Annotated in this window: 5 protein-coding genes; 1 reads left to right on the top strand and 4 read right to left on the bottom strand. The window is 73.1% G+C overall.

Translation table 11 applies throughout. From position 1 onward, the window contains the following. Window positions 1-31 precede the first annotated feature (31 nt). Window positions 32-3,163 (top strand): type I polyketide synthase, encoded by a 3,132-nt coding sequence (locus ACFWV8_RS24785; protein WP_384207127.1) that lies wholly within the window; start codon window positions 32-34, stop codon window positions 3,161-3,163. Between the two features lie 152 nt (window positions 3,164-3,315). Here ACFWV8_RS24785 and thiO read toward each other — a convergent pair whose 3' ends face one another. The 4 genes from thiO to ACFWV8_RS24765 are packed head-to-tail and all read right to left on the bottom strand — an operon-like array spanning window position 3,316 to window position 17,666. Then, complete coding sequence (gene thiO / locus ACFWV8_RS24780; protein ID WP_384207125.1) at window positions 3,316-4,410, bottom strand: glycine oxidase ThiO; 1,095 nt, start codon at window positions 4,408-4,410, stop codon at window positions 3,316-3,318. Next, the gene (locus ACFWV8_RS24775) at window positions 4,407-6,494 is read right to left on the bottom strand and encodes a type I polyketide synthase (protein ID WP_384207119.1); all 2,088 of its coding nucleotides are present in this window, start codon (window positions 6,492-6,494) and stop codon (window positions 4,407-4,409) included. The genes thiO and ACFWV8_RS24775 overlap by 4 nt, the downstream gene beginning before the upstream one ends. Before the next feature lie 31 nt (window positions 6,495-6,525). Next, the gene (locus ACFWV8_RS24770) at window positions 6,526-7,089 is read right to left on the bottom strand and encodes an FcoT family thioesterase (protein ID WP_329390868.1); all 564 of its coding nucleotides are present in this window, start codon (window positions 7,087-7,089) and stop codon (window positions 6,526-6,528) included. Next, on the bottom strand, window positions 7,086-17,666 hold the full coding sequence (locus ACFWV8_RS24765; RefSeq protein ID WP_384207116.1) for an SDR family NAD(P)-dependent oxidoreductase: 10,581 nt from the start codon (window positions 17,664-17,666) through the stop codon (window positions 7,086-7,088). Before ACFWV8_RS24765 ends, ACFWV8_RS24770 begins: the two co-directional genes overlap by 4 nt. Window positions 17,667-17,691: the final 25 nt, after the last annotated feature.

Below are 17,691 nucleotides of genomic sequence, written 5' to 3'. Positions count from 1 at the left end.
ACACGACTCGGCAAAGGAGCGGCGTCGCATCATGAACGAGGACAAGCTGCGCGAGTACCTCAAGCGGGTGACCACTGATCTTCAGCGGACCCGTCAGCGGCTGGCCGAGGTGGAGTCGCGGGACAGCGAGCCCATCGCGGTCGTGGGCATGGCCTGCCGGTTCCCCGGCGGGGCCGGTACGCCCGAGGAGCTGTGGGAGCTGGTCGCGGAGGGCCGGGACGCGGTCGGTCCGTTCCCGGACAACCGGGGCTGGGACCTGGAGGAGCTGTACGACGCCGATCCGAACGCGTCCGGGAAGACGTACGCCCGTGAGGGCGGCTTCATCTACGACGCGGACCGGTTCGACTCGGAGTTCTTCGGCATCAGCCCCCGTGAGGCCCTGGCCCTCGACCCCCAGCAGCGGCTGCTGCTTGAGATCACGTGGGAGACCCTGGAGAGCGCGGGGCTGGCGCCGGCCGAGCTGCGCGGCAGCCGTACCGGGGTGTTCAGCGGGGTCTCCGGGCACGAGTACGCGTCGCTGATCCACCAGGGTCCCGAGGATGTCGAGGGTCACCTGCTGACCGGCAACACCCTCAGCGTGGCCTCCGGGCGGATCGCGTACACGCTCGGTCTGGAGGGTCCGGCGGTCACGGTCGACACGGCGTGTTCCTCCTCGCTGGTGGCGCTTCACCTGGCCTGCCAGTCGCTGCGGAACGGCGAGTCCACCATGGCCCTGGCCAGTGGCGCGGCGGTGATGCCGACGCCGGGGATGTTCGTGGAGTTCAGCCGTCAGCGCGGGCTCGCGCCCGACGGCCGGTGCAAGTCGTTCGCGGGCGCCGCCGACGGCACCATCTGGGCCGAGGGCGCGGGTGTCGTGCTGCTGGAGCGTCTGTCGGACGCCGAGGCCAACGGCCACCGTGTGCTGGCCGTCATCCGTGGCTCGGCGGTCAACCAGGACGGCAAGAGCAGCCAGTTGAGCGCGCCCAACGGGCCGGCCCAGCAGCGGGTCATCCAGGCGGCGCTGGCCGTCGCCGGGCTCACCCCCGACCAGGTCGACGCGGTCGAAGGGCATGGCACGGGAACGCCCCTCGGTGACCCGATCGAGGCCCAGGCGCTCCTCGCCACGTACGGCCAGAGCCATGGGGCCGAACAGCCCTTGTGGCTGGGGTCGTTGAAGTCGAACATCGGGCACGCCCAGGCCGCCGCCGGTATCGGCGGGGTCATCAAGATGATCCAGGCCATGCGCCACGGCACGCTGCCCCGCACGCTCCACGTGGACGAGCCCAGTCCGCAGATCGACTGGACCACCGGCAACGTGCGGCTTCTGACCGAGGCGCGTGCCTGGCCGGAGACCGACCACCCGCGCCGCTCGGCCGTCTCCTCCTTCGGCATCAGCGGCACCAACGCCCACCTCATCCTTGAGGAAGCTCCCGCTCCGGCCGATCAGGCGCCCGGCACGACGCCGGAGGCCACCACGGTCCCCTGGCTCCTGTCGGCCAAGACCGAACAGGGCCTGCGCGACCAGGCGCAGCGCCTGGTCGACCATGTCACCGAGCACCCGGATCTGCGGCCCGCCGACATCGCGTACTCCCTGGTCGCCACGCGCACCACCTTCGAGCACCAGGCCGCCGTGGTCGGTGCCACCCGGGACGAACTGGTCGAGAGTCTGCGGACGCTCGCTCAGGACTCCGGCGCCGCTTCCCTCCAAGGGCACTCCCGCTCGAAGAAGGTCGCCTTCCTCTTCACGGGCCAGGGTGCCCAGCACCCGGGCATGGGACGGGGGCTCTACGACGCGTACCCGGTCTTCCGGGAGGCGTTCGACGAGGTGTGCGCGAATCTGGACCGGCATCTGAAGGCCGAAGTCCCGGTCAAGGACGTCGTGTTCGCCGACGACCCCACGCTGCTCAACCAGACCCGGTACACCCAGCCCGCCCTCTTCGCCTTCCAGACGGCCCTCACCCGGCTCCTGGCCGCCGACTTCGGCGTCACCCCGACGCATCTCATCGGTCATTCGATCGGTGAGATAGCCGCGGCCCACACGGCGGGGATCCTCTCCCTGGACGACGCCTGCCGGCTGGTCGCCGCGCGCGGCTCGCTGATGCAGGCCCTGCCCGGCGGCGGCGCCATGCTCGCCGTCGAGGCGACCGAGGAGGAGGTGGTCCCGCACCTCACCGAGCGGGTGGGCATCGCCGCCGTCAACGGCACCCGTTCCGTCGTCGTCTCCGGCGACGAGGAGGACGTCGACACCATCGGCCTGGAGTTCACGGCGCAGGGGCGGCGCACCCGCCGGCTGACCGTGAGCCATGCCTTCCACTCCCCGCACATGGACCCGATACTCGGGGACTTCCACGACATCGCCGGGACGCTCACGTACCACGCGCCCCGTATCCCCCTCGTCTCCACCGTGACCGGCCGTCCGGCGGGCTCCGAGATCATCGGCGCCGCCTACTGGACCGATCACATCCGCAACACCACCCGCTTCCTCGACGGGCTCAACCAGCTCCAGGAGCAGGGCATCACCACCTTCCTGGAGATCGGCCCGGACGGCGTACTCACCGCGCTCACCCGCTCGGCGCTGCCGAACGCCACCGCCGTACCGCTGCTGCGGCCGAACCTTCCCGAGCCCGCCACCCTCCTGGGCGGTCTCGTCCAGGCCCATGTATGCGGTACGGCCGTCGACTGGAAGGGGTTCCTGGCGGGGCGCGGTGCGCGGGCGGTCAGCCTTCCCACGTACGCCTTCCAGCGCCGCCGCCACTGGCTGGAGGTGCCCGACCCGGCCGGCTCGGCCGCGGGTCTCGGCCTGGAGCCCGCCTCGCATCCGCTGCTGGCCACGGCCACCGAACTCCCGGACGGTACGCGACTGTTCACCGGCCGGGTGACGCTGGCGGGCCACGCGTGGCTCGCCGACCACACCGTCATGGGGACCGTCATCCTCCCGGGCACGGCCTTCGTGGAGCTCGCGCTGCACGCCGCGCAGACGGTGGGTCTGGACGAGATCGCGGAGCTCGTCCTGAACGCGCCCATCACCTTCGGGTCGCAGTCGGCCGCTCTTGTCCAGGTGATCGTGGGGCCTGACGACCGGTCGGCGGGCCGCTCGCTCGTCATCAGGTCACGCTCGGAGGAGGACCACTCCTGGACCGACAACGCGACGGGCACCCTGAGCGCCCTCACAGCGGTGGCCTGACGCTCGAAGCCCGCGACCGGCAGCCGTCCACGATGCCCGAAAGGGCGTGGGCGGCTGCCGGTCTTTGTGCCGCGCTCAGGTCCTCCACCCCCGGGCACGAAAACGTCCTCCCTCCCCGCGAGCCGCGGGGAGGGAGGACGTCGGAGGGTCTATCAGGCGAAGCGGAGCGGGCTGAACGGCGCCGCCGATTCGTGCGGCGTGGTGTCCGTCAGGTACGAAGCCATGATCGAGGCCGTGATGGGAGTGAGCTGCACACCCATCCGGAAGTGGCCGGAGGCCATGTACACGTCCGGAACCACGGTCGGGCCCATGACCGGGAGCCCGTCGGGCGACGCGGGCCGCAGCCCGGCGCTGATCTCCGCGAAGCGCAGGGAGCCGGCGCCCGGGATGACCTTGGTGACGCGGGCCAGCAGGCTCTGGGTGCCCTCGGCGGTGACGGTCTCGTCGTAACCGGCCTCCTCGTACGTGGAGCCGATGACGAGTTCGCCGTCCAGACGGGGCACCAGGTAGAGGGAAGCGCCGCCCGTGGACAGGGCCCGGGAGGTGAGGTTGAGCAGCGGCGTGTCGGAGTGCAGACGGAGGATCTGGCCCTTGACGGGACGGATCTCCGGGATCGCGCCCTCGGGCAGGCCCTCGATCTGGTGCGTCCAGCAGCCGGCGGCCAGCACGACACGGTCGAAGGGGACCTTGTCGCCGTTGTCGAGGACGACGGTGTGGTCCTCGACGCGGGTGGCGCCCCTGCGGATGACGGTGCCGCCCAGGGCCTCGATCGCGGTGATCAGCGCGGGCTGGAGGACGCGCGGGTCGACGGCTCCGTCGTCCGGCATCAGCACCCCGGCGAGCACGGGCCCGAAGGCCGGCTGAAGCTTGGCGCACTCCTCGGGGGTGAGGCGTTCGGTGCGGATGCCGAGCGACTCCTGGAAGGCGTGCTGCTGGTCGAGGTCGCGCAGGGCGTCCTCGTCGAACGCGGCGTCCAGCACGCCGTCCCGGCGGAAGCCGGAGGGGGCGAACTCCTCCAGCTCGGCGAAGAAGGACGGGATGAGGTCGCGGGAGGCCAGGCAGAGGCGCAGCAGCTCCTCCTGGTCGTAGAGCTGTCCGCTGTGACCGGGGAGCATGCCGGCGGAGGCGTGGGACGCCTTGGTGCCAGGGGCCGGGTCGATCACCGTGACGGAGACGCCCTGACGCGCGGCGCGCCACGCGGTGGCCAGGCCGATGACGCCGCCGCCGACGACGACAACAGTTTTCATGAATTGCTCTCCTGGAGAAGTCGACGCAGATGGGAGGCCAGACCTGCGGGTGTCGGATGGTCGAAGACGAGGGTCGCGGGGAGCCGCAGCCCGGTGGCGGCCGCCAGATGGCGGCTGAGTTCGAGGTTGCCGATGGAGTCCAGGCCGATCTCGCCGAACTCCCGCTCGGGGTCGATGTCGTCGGCGCTGTCGTAGCCGAGGACGGTGGCTGCCACGGCGCGGACGAACTCCACGGCAGCGGCGTCGCGTTCGTCGTCGGGCAGGTCGGCGAGACGGCTGACGAGCGTGTCGGTCACGGCGTGCTTGCCGGTACGGGCGGGCGCCAGCTCTTCCAGGACGGGCGGGATGTCGCCGGTGAGGCCCGCCTCGTTGAGCCGGACCGGCGAAAGGACCGCGTCGTCGCCGGCGAGGGCCACGTCGAAGAGGGCCAGGCCCTGGTCGTACCCGAGGGGGGCGAAGCCGGAGCGCTTCATGCGGTTGCGGTCGGCGGCCGACAGGTCGGAGCCCATGCCGCCCTCGCTCTCCCACAGGCCCCAGGCGAGGGACACGCCCTGGAGACCGTGGGTGCGGCGGTGGTGCGCGAGTGCGTCGAGTACGGCGTTGGCGGCGGCGTAGTTGGCCTGTCCGGCGTTGCCGGCCAGCCCCGCCACGGACGAGAACATCACGAACACGCAGTCCGGGTCCCGGATCAGCTCGTGCAGATGCAGCGCGGCGTCGACCTTGGGGCGCAGGACCTTGTCGAGTCCGCGCGGGGTGAGGGTGCCGACCGCGGCGTCCGCCAGGACACCGGCGGTGTGGATGACGGCGGACGGCGCGGGGATGTCGGCCAGCGCGCGCTCCAGCGACGGCCGGTCGGCGGCGTCGCAGGCGACGACGTCGGCGCGGGCGCCCAACTCGGTGAGTTCGGCGACGAGTTCGGCGGCGCCGGGGGCGTCGGGGCCGCGGCGGCTGAGCAGCACGAGGTGTTTGACGTCGTGTCGGGTGACCAGGTGCCGGGCGAAGAGACGGCCCAGCGCTCCGGTGCCGCCGGTGATCACCACGGTGCCGGTGAGGCTCTTACGGCCCTGCGGGGGCGGGGACCGTACAAGGCGGGGCCGCAGCAGCGCGCCCTGGCGTACGGCGAGTTGCGGCTCGTCGGAGGCCACGGCGGCGGCCAGGGCTCGGCCGGAGTTTCCGGGGTCGTCCACGTCGACCAGGACGAAGCGGCCGGGGTGTTCGGACTGCGCGCTGCGCAGCAGACCCCAGACGGCGGCGCCCGACACGTCGGACAGGTCCTCCCCCGCGCGGGCCGCGACGGCTCCGCTGCTGACGAGGACGAGCCGGGACTTGGCCAGGCGGTCGTCGGCCAGCCACTCCTGTACGAGCATCAGGGCGCGCTGGGCGGCCGAGCGCACCGGCGAGTCCTCGTCCGTGCAGGAGACGACGACCACGTCGGGCACCGAAGTGCCCTCGCGCAGCACGGAGTCGAGCTCGCGCAGCGAGGGGTAGGAGTCGAACGAGCGGCGGGTGGCCTTGAGCGCGCCGGTGAGTCCGATGCGGTCGGTGCCGAGGAATCCCCAGTGCCGCTGGTCGGCGTGGTCGGACTGCTGGACGACGGACTTCCACGCGACGCGCAGCAGTTGGGTGCGCTGGGCCGCGGCGTCGAGCTGGTCGGCGGTGACGGCGCGCCTGACGAGGGTGCCGACCGTGGCGACGGGTTCGCCGTCGTCGCCGGTGAGCGCGAGGGAGACGCCGCCGTCGCCGGGGACGGTGTGGATACGGACGGCGCGGACGCCCGCCCGGTGGACGCGTATCCCCCGCAGCGCGAAGGGCAGGAACGTCCTGTCGTCGCGTTCGAGGTCCGGCACCAGCGCGGCCTGGAGCGCGGTGTCGAGCAGCGCCGGGTGGATGAGGTAGTCGTCGCTGCCCGCCGCGCTGTCGAGCGCGGAGTCGGCGTAGACCTCGTCGCCGTGCGACCACACCGACCGCAGGCCCCGGAACGCGGGCCCGTACTGGAGCCCGCGGTCGGCGAAGCGGCTGTAGAGGTGCTCGATGTCGACCTCCAGGACTCCGTCAGGAAGCCCGGGGCGTTCTGCTTTGCTCATTGTCGCTTCCTTCGCGAAGTCCGGACGGGGGTCAGATCACGGGCGGGTTGGTGACGGCGGCGGTGACCTCGCCGTTGCTCTCGCCACCGTGCTCGTCGGCGTAGTGGCAGCGGGTCCGCAGGATCACCAGGGCTTCGCGCAGGTCGTTGGCGTCCCACTCGGCGATGTCGACGATCTCGATCTCGCCCTTGAAGCGGCGCCCGCGCATGGCCTTGCGGAAGGTGCTCTTGAAGTCGGTGATGAACACGTCGGCGAGCTGACGGGTCCAGAACTGGTCGAGCGTCCACCGGGAGAAGGGCTCGACCAGCGATTCCTTCACCGACTTGGCCATCAGGTAGTAGGCCATCTGGTTGAAGCAGATGTTGAACTCGACCGAGTTGAAGTGCCCGGTGTCGTCGATGTAGCAGGACTCGGGGATCTCGAAGGTGCACGCGGCGGTCAGTCGTCCGCCGTCGCGGGGGTCGCCCGCCGAGGTGACGGTGGCCGAGGTGAGGTACTCGCACCGCTTGGCCCGGTAGGGGGTCAGCACACGGTGGAGCAGTTCCTCGTCGGTGGCGAACACGCTCCGGTCGGTGTCGTCGAGCAGCTGGGTCATGAGGATTCTCCTGATCGTCGCGCGGTGCGGAGCAGTTCGGCCAGGTCCATGTTCTGGATCGCCGCGGTGCGGTCCTCGGTGGGCTCGGCCGGCTCCGGCTCGGGTTCCGGTTCGTTGATCGCCATTTCCTCAAGGAGGTGCCTGGTGAGCACGAGCGCCGTGGGGTGGTCGAAGACGATCGTGGCGGACAGGCGCTCTCCGACGGCCTCACCGAGGCCGTTGCGGAACTTCACGGCGGCGAGTGAGTCGAAGCCCATGTCGCGGAACGACCGTTCGGCGTCGACCTCGTCGGCGTCGGCGAAGCCGAGGGTGGCGGCGGCTTGGGCGCGGACCACGTCGAGCAGTGCCTGTTCGCGGCGGGTCGGCGTCAGCCGGGCCAGCCGGTCGCGCAGGCTCTCGGCGGGCTCCGGCGTCGGCGCGGCGACATCGACGACGCGGCGGGCCGGGCCGCGTACCAGATCGCGCATCAGATACGGCACGTCGGCGCGGCTCTGGCCGCTCAGATCGAGCCGGACAGGGGCCAGGAAGGCCCTGTCGAGCGCTCCGGCCGCGTCCAGCATCGCCAGGCCCTCCTGGGAGGCGATGGGCAGGACGCCGTCGTTCTCCATGACGGCCACGTCGGCCTCGGCCAGTTCGCCGGTCATGCCGCTGGCCTCCTCCCACAGTCCCCAGGCGAGCGACTGCGCGGGCAGCCCGTTCGCGCGCCGGTGGGCGGCGAGGCCGTCGAGGAAGGTGTTCGCGGCGGCGTAGTTGCCCTGGCCCGCGCCTCCGGTCACGCCGGCGGCCGACGAGAACAGGACGAACGCCGACAGGTTCTGGTCCGCGGTGAGTTCGTGCAGGTTCAGCGCCGCGTCGACCTTGGGACGCATCACCGCGGCAAGCTTCTCCGGTGTCAGCGAGGAGATGATCCCGTCGTCGAGGACGCCCGCGGTGTGGACGACTCCGGCGACGGTGCGGTCCTTCAGTACGGCGGCCAGCGCGTCGCGGTCGGCGGTGTCGCAGGCGACCACCTCGACCTGGGCGCCCAACTCGGTGAGTTCGGCGGACAGTTCGGCGGCGCCGGGTGCGGCCGGGCCGCGCCGGCTGGTGAGCAACAGGTCGGTGACGCCGTGGGTGGTGACCAGGTGCCGGGCGACGAGGCTGCCCAGGGTGCCGGTGCCTCCGGTGATCAGTACGGTGCCGGGCCGGTCGCCGAAGACGGTGACGGCGGTGCCCCGCTCACCGGTGACCCGGGTGAGACGGGGGCGGAGGATCACCTCGTCACGGATGGCGAGCTGTGCCTCGCCGGTGGCGACCGACGGGCCGAGGTCGATGGCGGTGTCGTCGGCGCCCGGGTCCAGGTCGATCAGGACGACGCGACCGGGGTTCTCCGTCTGGGCGCTGCGGACGAGGCCCCAGACCGCCGCTCCGGCGAGATCGGTGACGTCCTCGCCGCCGGCGGAGACGGCTCCCCGGGTGACGACGGCCAGTACGGCGTCCTCGGCGCCGTCCTCCAGCCAGGACCGGAGGACACCGAGTGCCGTAGCGGTCTCGGTGTGGACCGCTTCGGCGCTGTCGCCGCCCACGCAGCGGTGCACGACCGTGCGGGGGCCGGACTCGCCCGGTGCGGCGGGGGCCCAGACGAGCTCGAACAGCGAGTCGTCGTACGCGCCTGCCTGGGTGAGCCCGCCGGCGGCCACCGGCCGCAGGACGAGCGACTCGACGGACGCGACGGGGCGGCCGGCGGTGTCGGTGAGGCGCAGCGCCACCTCGTCCTCGCCCAGGCGGGTCATCCGCAGCCTGAGTGCCGCCGCGCCCGACGCGTGCAGGTCGACCCGGGTCCAGGCGAACGGCAGCGTGACGCGTTCGGCGTCGGTGGCCAGCAGCGCGGTGGCGTGCAGGGCGGCGTCGAGTACGGCCGGGTGCAGCCCGAACCGCTGGGCCTCGCCGGCCGCCCGCTCGGGCAGCGCGATGTCCGCGAACACCTCGTCACCGGAGCGCCAGGCGGCGCGCATTCCCTGGAACACCTCGCCGTAGACGAGGCCGTCCGCGGAGATGGGCTCGTAGAAGCCGGTGAGGTCGAGGGGTTCGGCGCCGGGCGGCGGCCAGGCGGCCGGCTCGGGGGCCGGTTCGGCAGCGGCGTCGGCGAGGGTGCCCTGGGCGTGCCGGGTCCAGACGGCTTCGACGGGGGCGTTCTCGGGCCGCGAGTGGATGGACACGGTGCGCAGGTCGGCGTCCACGACGACCTGGATGGCGACGCCGCCGCGTTCGGGCACGGCGAGGGGCGCCTCCAGGGTCAGCTCCTCCACACGTCCCCGGCCGACCTCGTCGCCGGCCCGGACGGCCAGTTCCACAAAGCCCGATCCGGGGAACAGCATGGTGCCGCCGACGACATGGTCCGCGAGCCACGGCTGTGCCGAGAGCGAGAGCCGTCCGGTGAGCAGCACTCCCCCGGCGCCGGCGAGCGGCACCGCCGCGCCGAGCAGCGGGTGGTCGGCGGGGAGCTGTCCGATGCCGATGGCGTCACTGGGCTGCTCGGTCATGTGGAGCCAGTAGCGCTTGCGCTGGAAGGGGTAGGTGGGCAGGTCGACTCGGACGGCCCCGGTTCCGACGAACCGGCTCTCCCAGTCGACGGCCGCGCCCCGTACGTACGCCTCGGCGAGTGAGGTGAGGAACTGCCGCGGGCTGCCGGAGTCGCGGCGCAGTGTGCCGACGAGCGTGGCGGCGACCCCGGCCGACTCGGCGGTCTCGTCGAGTCCGGTGAGCAGGCCCGGGTGCGGGCTGGCCTCGACGAAGATCTCGAAGCCGTCGGCCAGCAGCGCCCGGGTGGTCTCCTCGAACCGGACGGTCTTGCGCAGGTTCTCGTACCAGTACTGGGCATCCAGGCTCTCGGTGTCCAGCGGTCCCGCGGTGACGGTGGAGTAGAACGGGACGGATGAGGTACGCGGCTCCAGTCCGGTCAGTTCGGTGAGCAGCCGCTCGCGGATCTCCTCCACGAACACCGAGTGGGAGGCGTAGTCCACGGGGATCCGGCGGGCCTGGACGCCGTCGGTGTCCAGGCGGGCACGCAGTTCGTCGAGGGCTTCCGGGCTGCCGCACACGACGACGGAGCCGGGGCCGTTGACGACGGCCAGCTGGAGGCGGCCGTCCCATTCGGTGAGGTATTCGGCGGCGTTGTCGGAGGACAGGGCGACCGACATCATGCCGCCGCGGCCCGCGAGGTCCTGGCGGATGACCTGGCTGCGCAGGGCTACGACACGGGCGCCGTCCTCCAGGGACAGGGCGCCGGCGACACAGGCGGCGGCGATCTCGCCCTGCGAGTGGCCGACGACGGCGGCCGGTTCGACGCCGGCGGCGCGCCAGGCCTCGGCGAGCGACACCATCAGCGCCCACAGCGTGGGCTGTACGACGTCGACGGCGTCCAGGGCCGGTGCGCCGGGCGCGCCGTGGAGCACGTCGAGCAGGTTCCAGTCGACGTACGGCTCAAGGGCCTTGGCGCATTCGCCGAGACGGGTCGCGAACGCCGGTGAGTGTTCGAGGAGTTCGACGCCCATGCCCTGCCACTGCGAGCCCTGGCCGGGGAAGACCAGTACGGCTCGCGAGTCGCCGCGGCGTACGCCCTGGACGAGGGAGGGGTGCGAGTTCCCGGCGGCCAGCGCGTCGAGTCCGGCGAGCAGGCCGTCGCGGTCGGCGTCCACGACCACGGCGCGGTGTTCCAGGGCGGCGCGACCGCGTACGAGCGAGGCCGCGACGTCCAGTTCGTCCACGTCGTCGTTCTCGCGCAGATAGGAGGCGACCTGTGCCGCCTGGGCGCGCAGCGCGTCGGGCGACGATCCGGCCACGGTCAGCGGGAGGATCGCGGGGCGCTCGCCGCGCGGTTCCCGGGGGGTGGGTGCCGGTGCCTGCTCGATGATCACGTGGGCGTTGGTGCCGCTGACGCCGAAGGACGACACCGCGGCGCGGCGCGGGCTGCCGTCGGCCGTCCAGTCCCTGCGCTCGGTGAGCAGTTCGACGGCGCCCTCGGTCCAGTCGATGTGCGGGGACGGCGTGTCGGCGTGCAGGGTGCGAGGCAGTACGCCGTTGCGTATCGCCATCACCATCTTGATGACACCGGCCACGCCGGCGGCGGCCTGGGTGTGGCCGAGGTTGGACTTGATGGAGCCGAGCCACAGCGGGTCGCCGGACCGGCGCTCCTGGCCGTAGGTCGCCATCAGCGCCTGTGCCTCGATCGGGTCGCCGAGTGTGGTGCCGGTGCCGTGTCCCTCGACCACGTCGATGTCGGCGAGGGAGAGTCCGGCGGAGGCGACGGCCTGCCGGATGACCCGTTGCTGGGCGGGGCCGTTGGGCGCCGACAGGCCGTTGGACGCGCCGTCCTGGTTGACCGCCGAGCCGGGGATCACCGCGAGTACGGGGTGTCCGGCGCGGCGCGCGTCGGAGAGGCGTTCCAGCAGCAGCAGTCCCGCGCCCTCGCCCCAGCCGGTGCCGTCGGCGGACGCGCCGTACGCCTTGCAGCGGCCGTCGGCGGCCAGGCCGCTCTGGAGGCTCATCCCGACGAACGTCTCGGGGGTGGCCATGACGGTGACGCCGCCGGCCAGGGCGAGCGAGCACTCACCCTGCCGCAGCGACTGCATGGCCCAGTGCATGGCCACGAGGGAGGAGGAGCAGGCGGTGTCGATGGTGACGGCGGGGCCGGTGAGGCCGAGGGTGTAGGAGATACGGCCGGAGGCGATGCTGCCCAGTCCGCCGCCGTCGGTGAAGCCGGCGAGGTCCTCGGGGACGGTGCCGGGGCGGTTCGACCAGTCGTGGTTCATGACGCCGGCGAAGACTCCGGCGGCGGTGCCCTTCAGCGAGAGCGGGTCGATACCGCCCCGTTCCAGGGCCTCCCAGGCGACCTCCAGGAGCATGCGGTGCTGGGGGTCCATCGCCTGGGCCTCCTTCGGGCTGATGCCGAAGAAGGCGGGGTCGAAGTCGGCCGCCTCATGGAGGAAGCCGCCCTCGCGGGTGTACGTGGTGCCGTGCTTGCCGGGCTCGGGGTCGTAGATGTCCTCGGTGTGCCAGTCCCGGTCCTCGGGGAACGGGGTGATGGCGTCGGTGCCATCGGCGACCAGCCGCCACAGCTCCTCGGGGGAGGTCACCCCGCCCGGATAGCGGCAGCCCATGGCCACGATCGCGATGGGCTCGTCCGTCGCGGCCCGTACGGCGGGCCGCTGTGCGACGGCGGCGGGGGCCGCGCCGCGTACGGTCTCCAGCACATGGTCGACCAGGGCGCGCGGGGTCGGGTGGTCGAAGATCAGCGTGGAGGTGAGCCGCAGCCCGGTGGCCGAACCGAGCGCGTTGCGCAGTTCGATGGCGGCCAGCGAGTCGAAGCCCAGCTCGGTGAAGGCCCGGCGGGGGTCGATCGCGGTGCCGCTGTCGTGGCCGAGGACGGCGGCGATCTGGGTGCGGACCAGGTCGAGGACGATCCGCTCGCGTTCGGCGTCCGGCTTTCCGGCGAGCCGGTCGGCCAGTGCTCCGCCGGGGCCGCTCGCCGCCACGGCGGCGGCGGTCTGGCGGCGGGCGGGCGCGCGGACCAGACCGCGCAGCATCGGCGGGACGCCCTCGGTGCGGGCCCGCAGCGCGGACGCGTCCAGGCGCAGCGGGACCAGTGCGGAGGCTTCGGTGAGCAGGGCCTGGTCGAGGAGGGCGAGGTTCTCCTCGGAGGTCAGGGCCGGGAGCCCGGAGCGCTCCGCGCGGCGCAGCGTCACGTCGTCGAGGCGTGCGCCCATGCCCGCGTCGCCCGCCCACAGGTTCCACGCGAGGGCCGTCGCGGGAAGGCCGTCGGCGGCGCGGTGTTCGGCGAGCGCGTCCAGGAAGGCGTTGGCCGCCGCGTAGTTGCCCTGTCCGGCGGCCTCCAGGGTGCCGGCCGCGGAGGAGAAGAGCACGAACGCGGCGAGCGGGAGCTCCCGGGTGAGTTCGTGCAGATGCCAGGCGCCGTCGGCCTTGCCGTGGAAGACGGTGGCGACCTGCTCGGGCGTGAGGGATCCGGCCAGTCCGTCGTCGAGGACTCCGGCGCTGTGGACGACACCGGTCAGCGGGTGCTCACCGGGGATCGTCGCCAGCAGCGCCGCCACGGCGTCGCGGTCGGCGACGTCGCAGGCGGCCACCGTGGCGGCGGCGCCCAACTCGGCCAGTTCGGCGACGAGTTCGGCAGCGCCGGGGCTGTCGGGGCCGCGCCGGCCGGTGAGCAGGAGGTGCTTGATTCCGTGCTGCCGGACGAGGTGCCTGGCGACGACGCCGCCGAGACCTCCGGTGCCGCCGGTGATCAGCACCGTGCCTTCGGGGTGCCACGCGACGGGGCGCGGCTCCTCGGGCACGGCGGTGCGGGCCAGCCGCGGTACGAGCAGTCTGCCCTCGCGCAGGGCGAGTTGGGGCTCTCCGGAGGCCAGGGCGGCGCGCAGCTCGTCCTCGGGTACGTCGCGGTCCGTGCCGACGAGGACGAAGCGCCCGGGGTTCTCGGCCTGGGCGGAGCGCACCAGCGCCCACAGGGGCGCGAGGGTGAGGTCGTACGCGGCGCCCCGGGTGACGATCGCCAGCCGGGTGTCGTCGCGCAGCGCGTCCTGGATCAGCGTCAGGGCGTGCAGGGTCGCCTCGCGCGCGGCGTCGGCGGGTGCGCCGGGGAAGGTGGCGGGGACGTACGCCAGTTGGAACTCTCCGGCGGCTGCGTCCGCCTCGGCCGGGGCCTGGATCTCGGTCCATTCGACGCGCAGCAGCGAGCCGCCGCCCGCGCCGGAGGTCCGTACGCCGTCCATCGGCACGGGCCGCTGGACGAGGGACCGTACGGTGGCGACGGGCGCCCCGTTGGCGTCGGCCAGTTCGACCGCGACCTCGTCCGGTCCCGTCTGGACCAGGTGGACGCGGACGGCCGTGGCGCCGGAGGCGTGCAGTTCGACGCCGAGCCAGGCGAACGGGAGCCGCACCTGGCCGTCGTCCTCGGGGCCCTCGGCGGCGTGCAGCGAGGCGTCGAGCAGCGCCGGGTGCAGTCCGAACCGGTCGGCGCCCGCCTCGTCGAGGGAGACCTCGGCGAACACCTCGCTCCCCCGGCGCCAGGCCGCCTGTACGCGGCGGAACGAGGGTCCGTAGCCGTATCCGCCGGCGGCGTGGCGCTCGTAGAGGTCCTCGATGTCGACCGGCTCGGCGTCGGCCGGCGGCCACTGGGTGAAGACGGCCGGGTCGGCCGTGGCGCCCTGGCCGTGCTCGGTCAGGATGCCGCTGGCGTGGCGGGTCCAGTTCTCCTCGCTGCCCGCGGGTCGGGAGTAGATCTCGACCGAACGGCGGCCCGTGGTGTCGAGCGCGCCGACGACGACCTGGACCTCCACACCGGCCGCGGTGGTGACCGTCAGCGGTGTCTCCAGGGTGAGTTCCTCGACCGCCGCGCAGCCCGCCTCGTCCCCGGCGCGTACGGCCAGTTCGACGAGGCCGGTGCCGGGTACGAGGACGACGCCCGCGATGACGTGGTCGGCCAGCCAGGGCTGCGACCGGGTGGACATCCGGCCGGTGAGGATCAGGCCGTCGGCGCCGGCGAGGCTCACCGAGGTGTCGAGCAGCGGGTGCCCGATGGTGCCGGGCCTGCTGCTTCCGGCGTCCAGCCAGTAGCGCTTGCGCTGGAAGGAGTAGGTGGGCAGCGCGGTCCGGCGGGCGCCTCGCCCGTCGAAGAAGCGGTCCCAGTCCACGGCGACGCCGTTCGCGTGCGCCAGGCCGAGCGCGGTGACGGTCTGGCGCTCCTCGCCGTGTCCGTCGCGCAGCAGCGCGGCGAACGCGGCGTCGGCGCCGCCGTCGGCCAGGCACTCACGGCCCATGGCCGACAGGACGGCGTCGGGGCCGAGTTCCAGGTAGGTGGTGACGCCCTGGGACTCCAGGTGGCTCATCTGGTCGGCGAACCGGACCGGCTCGCGTACGTGGCGCACCCAGTGGTCGGCGTCGAACTCGGTGACGGGCTCGCCCGTCAGGTTGGACACGACGGGGATGCGCGGCGGCAGGTAGGTCAGGGTCTCGGCGACGCGGCGGAAGCCGTCGAGCATCGGCTCCATCAGCGGCGAGTGGAACGCGTGCGAGACCCGCAGCCGGCGCGTCTTGCGTCCCTCCTCGGCGAAGCGGGCGGCGACGGCGAGGACGGCCTCGGTCTCGCCGGAGAGCACGACCGCGGCGGGGCCGTTGACGGCGCCGATGCCCACCTTGTCGGTGAGGTACGGGGCGACCTCAGCCTCCGACGCCTGGACGGCGACCATCGCGCCGCCGTCGGGCAGTTCCTGCATGAGGGTGCCGCGCGTGCCGACGAGCAGGGCCGCGTCGGCGAGGGACATGACGCCGGCGGCGTGGGCGGCGGCGATCTCACCGATGGAGTGCCCGGTGAGGAGTGCGGGGGTGACGCCCCACGACTCCAGCAGCCGGAACATCGCGGTCTCGACCGCGAAGAGCGCGGCCTGCGCGTAGCGGGTCTGCTGGAGCAGTTCGGCCTCCGGCGAGCCGGGCTCGGCGAACAGCACGTCGCCCAGGGGCTCGTCCAGATACATGTCGAGGTGGTCGGCGGCGTCCTGGAGCGCCCGCGCGAACACCGGGAAGGCGCGCACCAGTTCGCGGCCCATACCGGGACGCTGGCTGCCCTGGCCGGTGAAGAGGAAGGCGGTGCGGCCGGTGGCCAGTGTGGTGCCGGTGAGCAGTCCGGGCGCGCTCTCGCCGGTGGCGAGTGCGGTGAGGGTACGGCGCAGTTCGTCGTGGTCGGCGGCGACGACGGTGGCGCGGTCGCGCAGCGCGGCGCGCGTGGTGGCGACGGAGTACGCGATGTCCAGCGGCGACGCGTCGTCGAGCGTGGTCAGGAGCCGTTCGGCCTGGCCGCGCAGGGCGTCCTGGCCCCGGGCCGAGAGGGTGAACGGCAACGGACGCCCGGCCGGGGGCTGTTCGGCGCTCTCGGGGGTCTCCGGTGTCTCGGCGAGGGCGGGCGGCGACTCGATGATGACGTGGGCGTTGGTGCCGCTCGCGCCGAACGAGGAGATTCCGGCGCGCCGCGGCGCGTCGGTGCTCTCCCACGGCACGGGCTCGGTGAGGAGCTTGACGGTGCCGTCGGACCAGTCGACGTGCGAGGTCGGCTCGTCCACGTGCAGGGTGCGGGGCAGGGTGCGGTGACGCATCGCCTGGACCATCTTGATGATCCCGGCCGCGCCGGCGGCGGCGCCGGTGTGTCCGATGTTGGACTTCACCGAGCCCAGCCACAGGGGGTTGTCGGCGGAGCGTCCGCGACCGTAGGCGGCGACCAGGGCCTGGCCTTCGATGGGGTCGCCGAGCATGGTGCCGGTGCCGTGGGCCTCGACCGCGTCGATCTCGTCGGGCGTCAGACGCGCGTCGGCGAGCGCCTGGCGGATGACGCGCTGCTGGGCGAGTCCGTTGGGCGCGGAGAGTCCGTTGCTCGCGCCGTCCTGGTTGATGGCGCTGCCCCGGATGACGGCGAGCACGGGGTGTCCGTCGCGCAGCGCGTCGGACAGCCGGGCGAGGACGAACACGCCCGCGCCCTCCGCGAAGGAGGTGCCGTCGGCCGCGGCGGCGAACGCCTTGATCCGTCCGTCCGGGGCGAGGCCGCGCTGGCGGCTGAAGGTGGTGAACGTGCCGGGGCTGGAGATGACGGTGACACCGCCGGCCAGCGCCAGTTGGCTCTCCCCGCCCTGGAGCGAGCGCACGGCCAGGTGAAGGGCCGTCAGCGAGCCCGAGCAGGCGGTGTCGACGGTGAGCGTGGGGCCTTCGAGGCCGAGGGTGTAGGCGACGCGGCCGGACACGACGCTGGGCAGGTTGCCGCCGAGGACATAGCCGTCGAGGCCGTCGGGGGCCTCGTGCGTGCGGGGCCCGTACTCGTGCGGCTCCACACCGATGAACACGCCCGAGGGGGTGCCGCGCAGCCGGTCCGGGTCGATGCCGGCGTGCTCCAGCGCCTCCCAGGAGGTCTCCAGCAGCAGCCGCTGCTGGGGGTCCATCGCCAACGCCTCTTTGGGGTTGATCTGGAAGAAGTCGGCGTCGAAGTCGGCGGCGTCCGGCAGGAATCCGCCGTGCCGTACGTAGCTGGCGCCGGTGACCGACGGGTCCGGGTTGTAGATGCGGTCGAGGTCCCAGCCGCGGTCGGCGGGGAACTCGGTGAGCACGTGCGTGTCGCCGGCGACGATGCGCCACAGGTCCTCGGGGGAGGTCACCCCGCCCGGGTAGCGGCAGCCGATGCCGATGATCGCGACCGGCTCGCCGAACGCCGACGGGACGGCGGGCGCGGTGACCGCCGCGGGCTCGTCGGCCGCTCCCGCTCCGACGGTGCCGTGCACCACGTCCACCAGGTGGTTCGCCAGGGCCACCGGCGTGGGGTGGTCGAAGCCGACGGTGACGGGCAGCTCCACCCCCAGCTCGGCGGTGAGCCGGCGGTGCAGCTGGACCAGGCCCAGTGAGTCCAGGCCCCCCGCCAGGAACGGGTGGTCGGCCGCCACATGGACGGCCCCGTCCCCGTAGGCGTCCGGATCGGCGGCGCGCAGCACGGCTGCGGCTTGCGCCAGCACCAGTTCCAGCATCGCGGCCCTTGACTGCTCGGTCATGTGCATACTCCGCAACGAAGAAAGG

This window comes from Streptomyces sp. NPDC058665 (assembly GCF_042714995.1).
Classification (GTDB): domain Bacteria; phylum Actinomycetota; class Actinomycetes; order Streptomycetales; family Streptomycetaceae; genus Streptomyces.
This window is presented reverse-complemented; position numbering and strand designations above follow the sequence as displayed.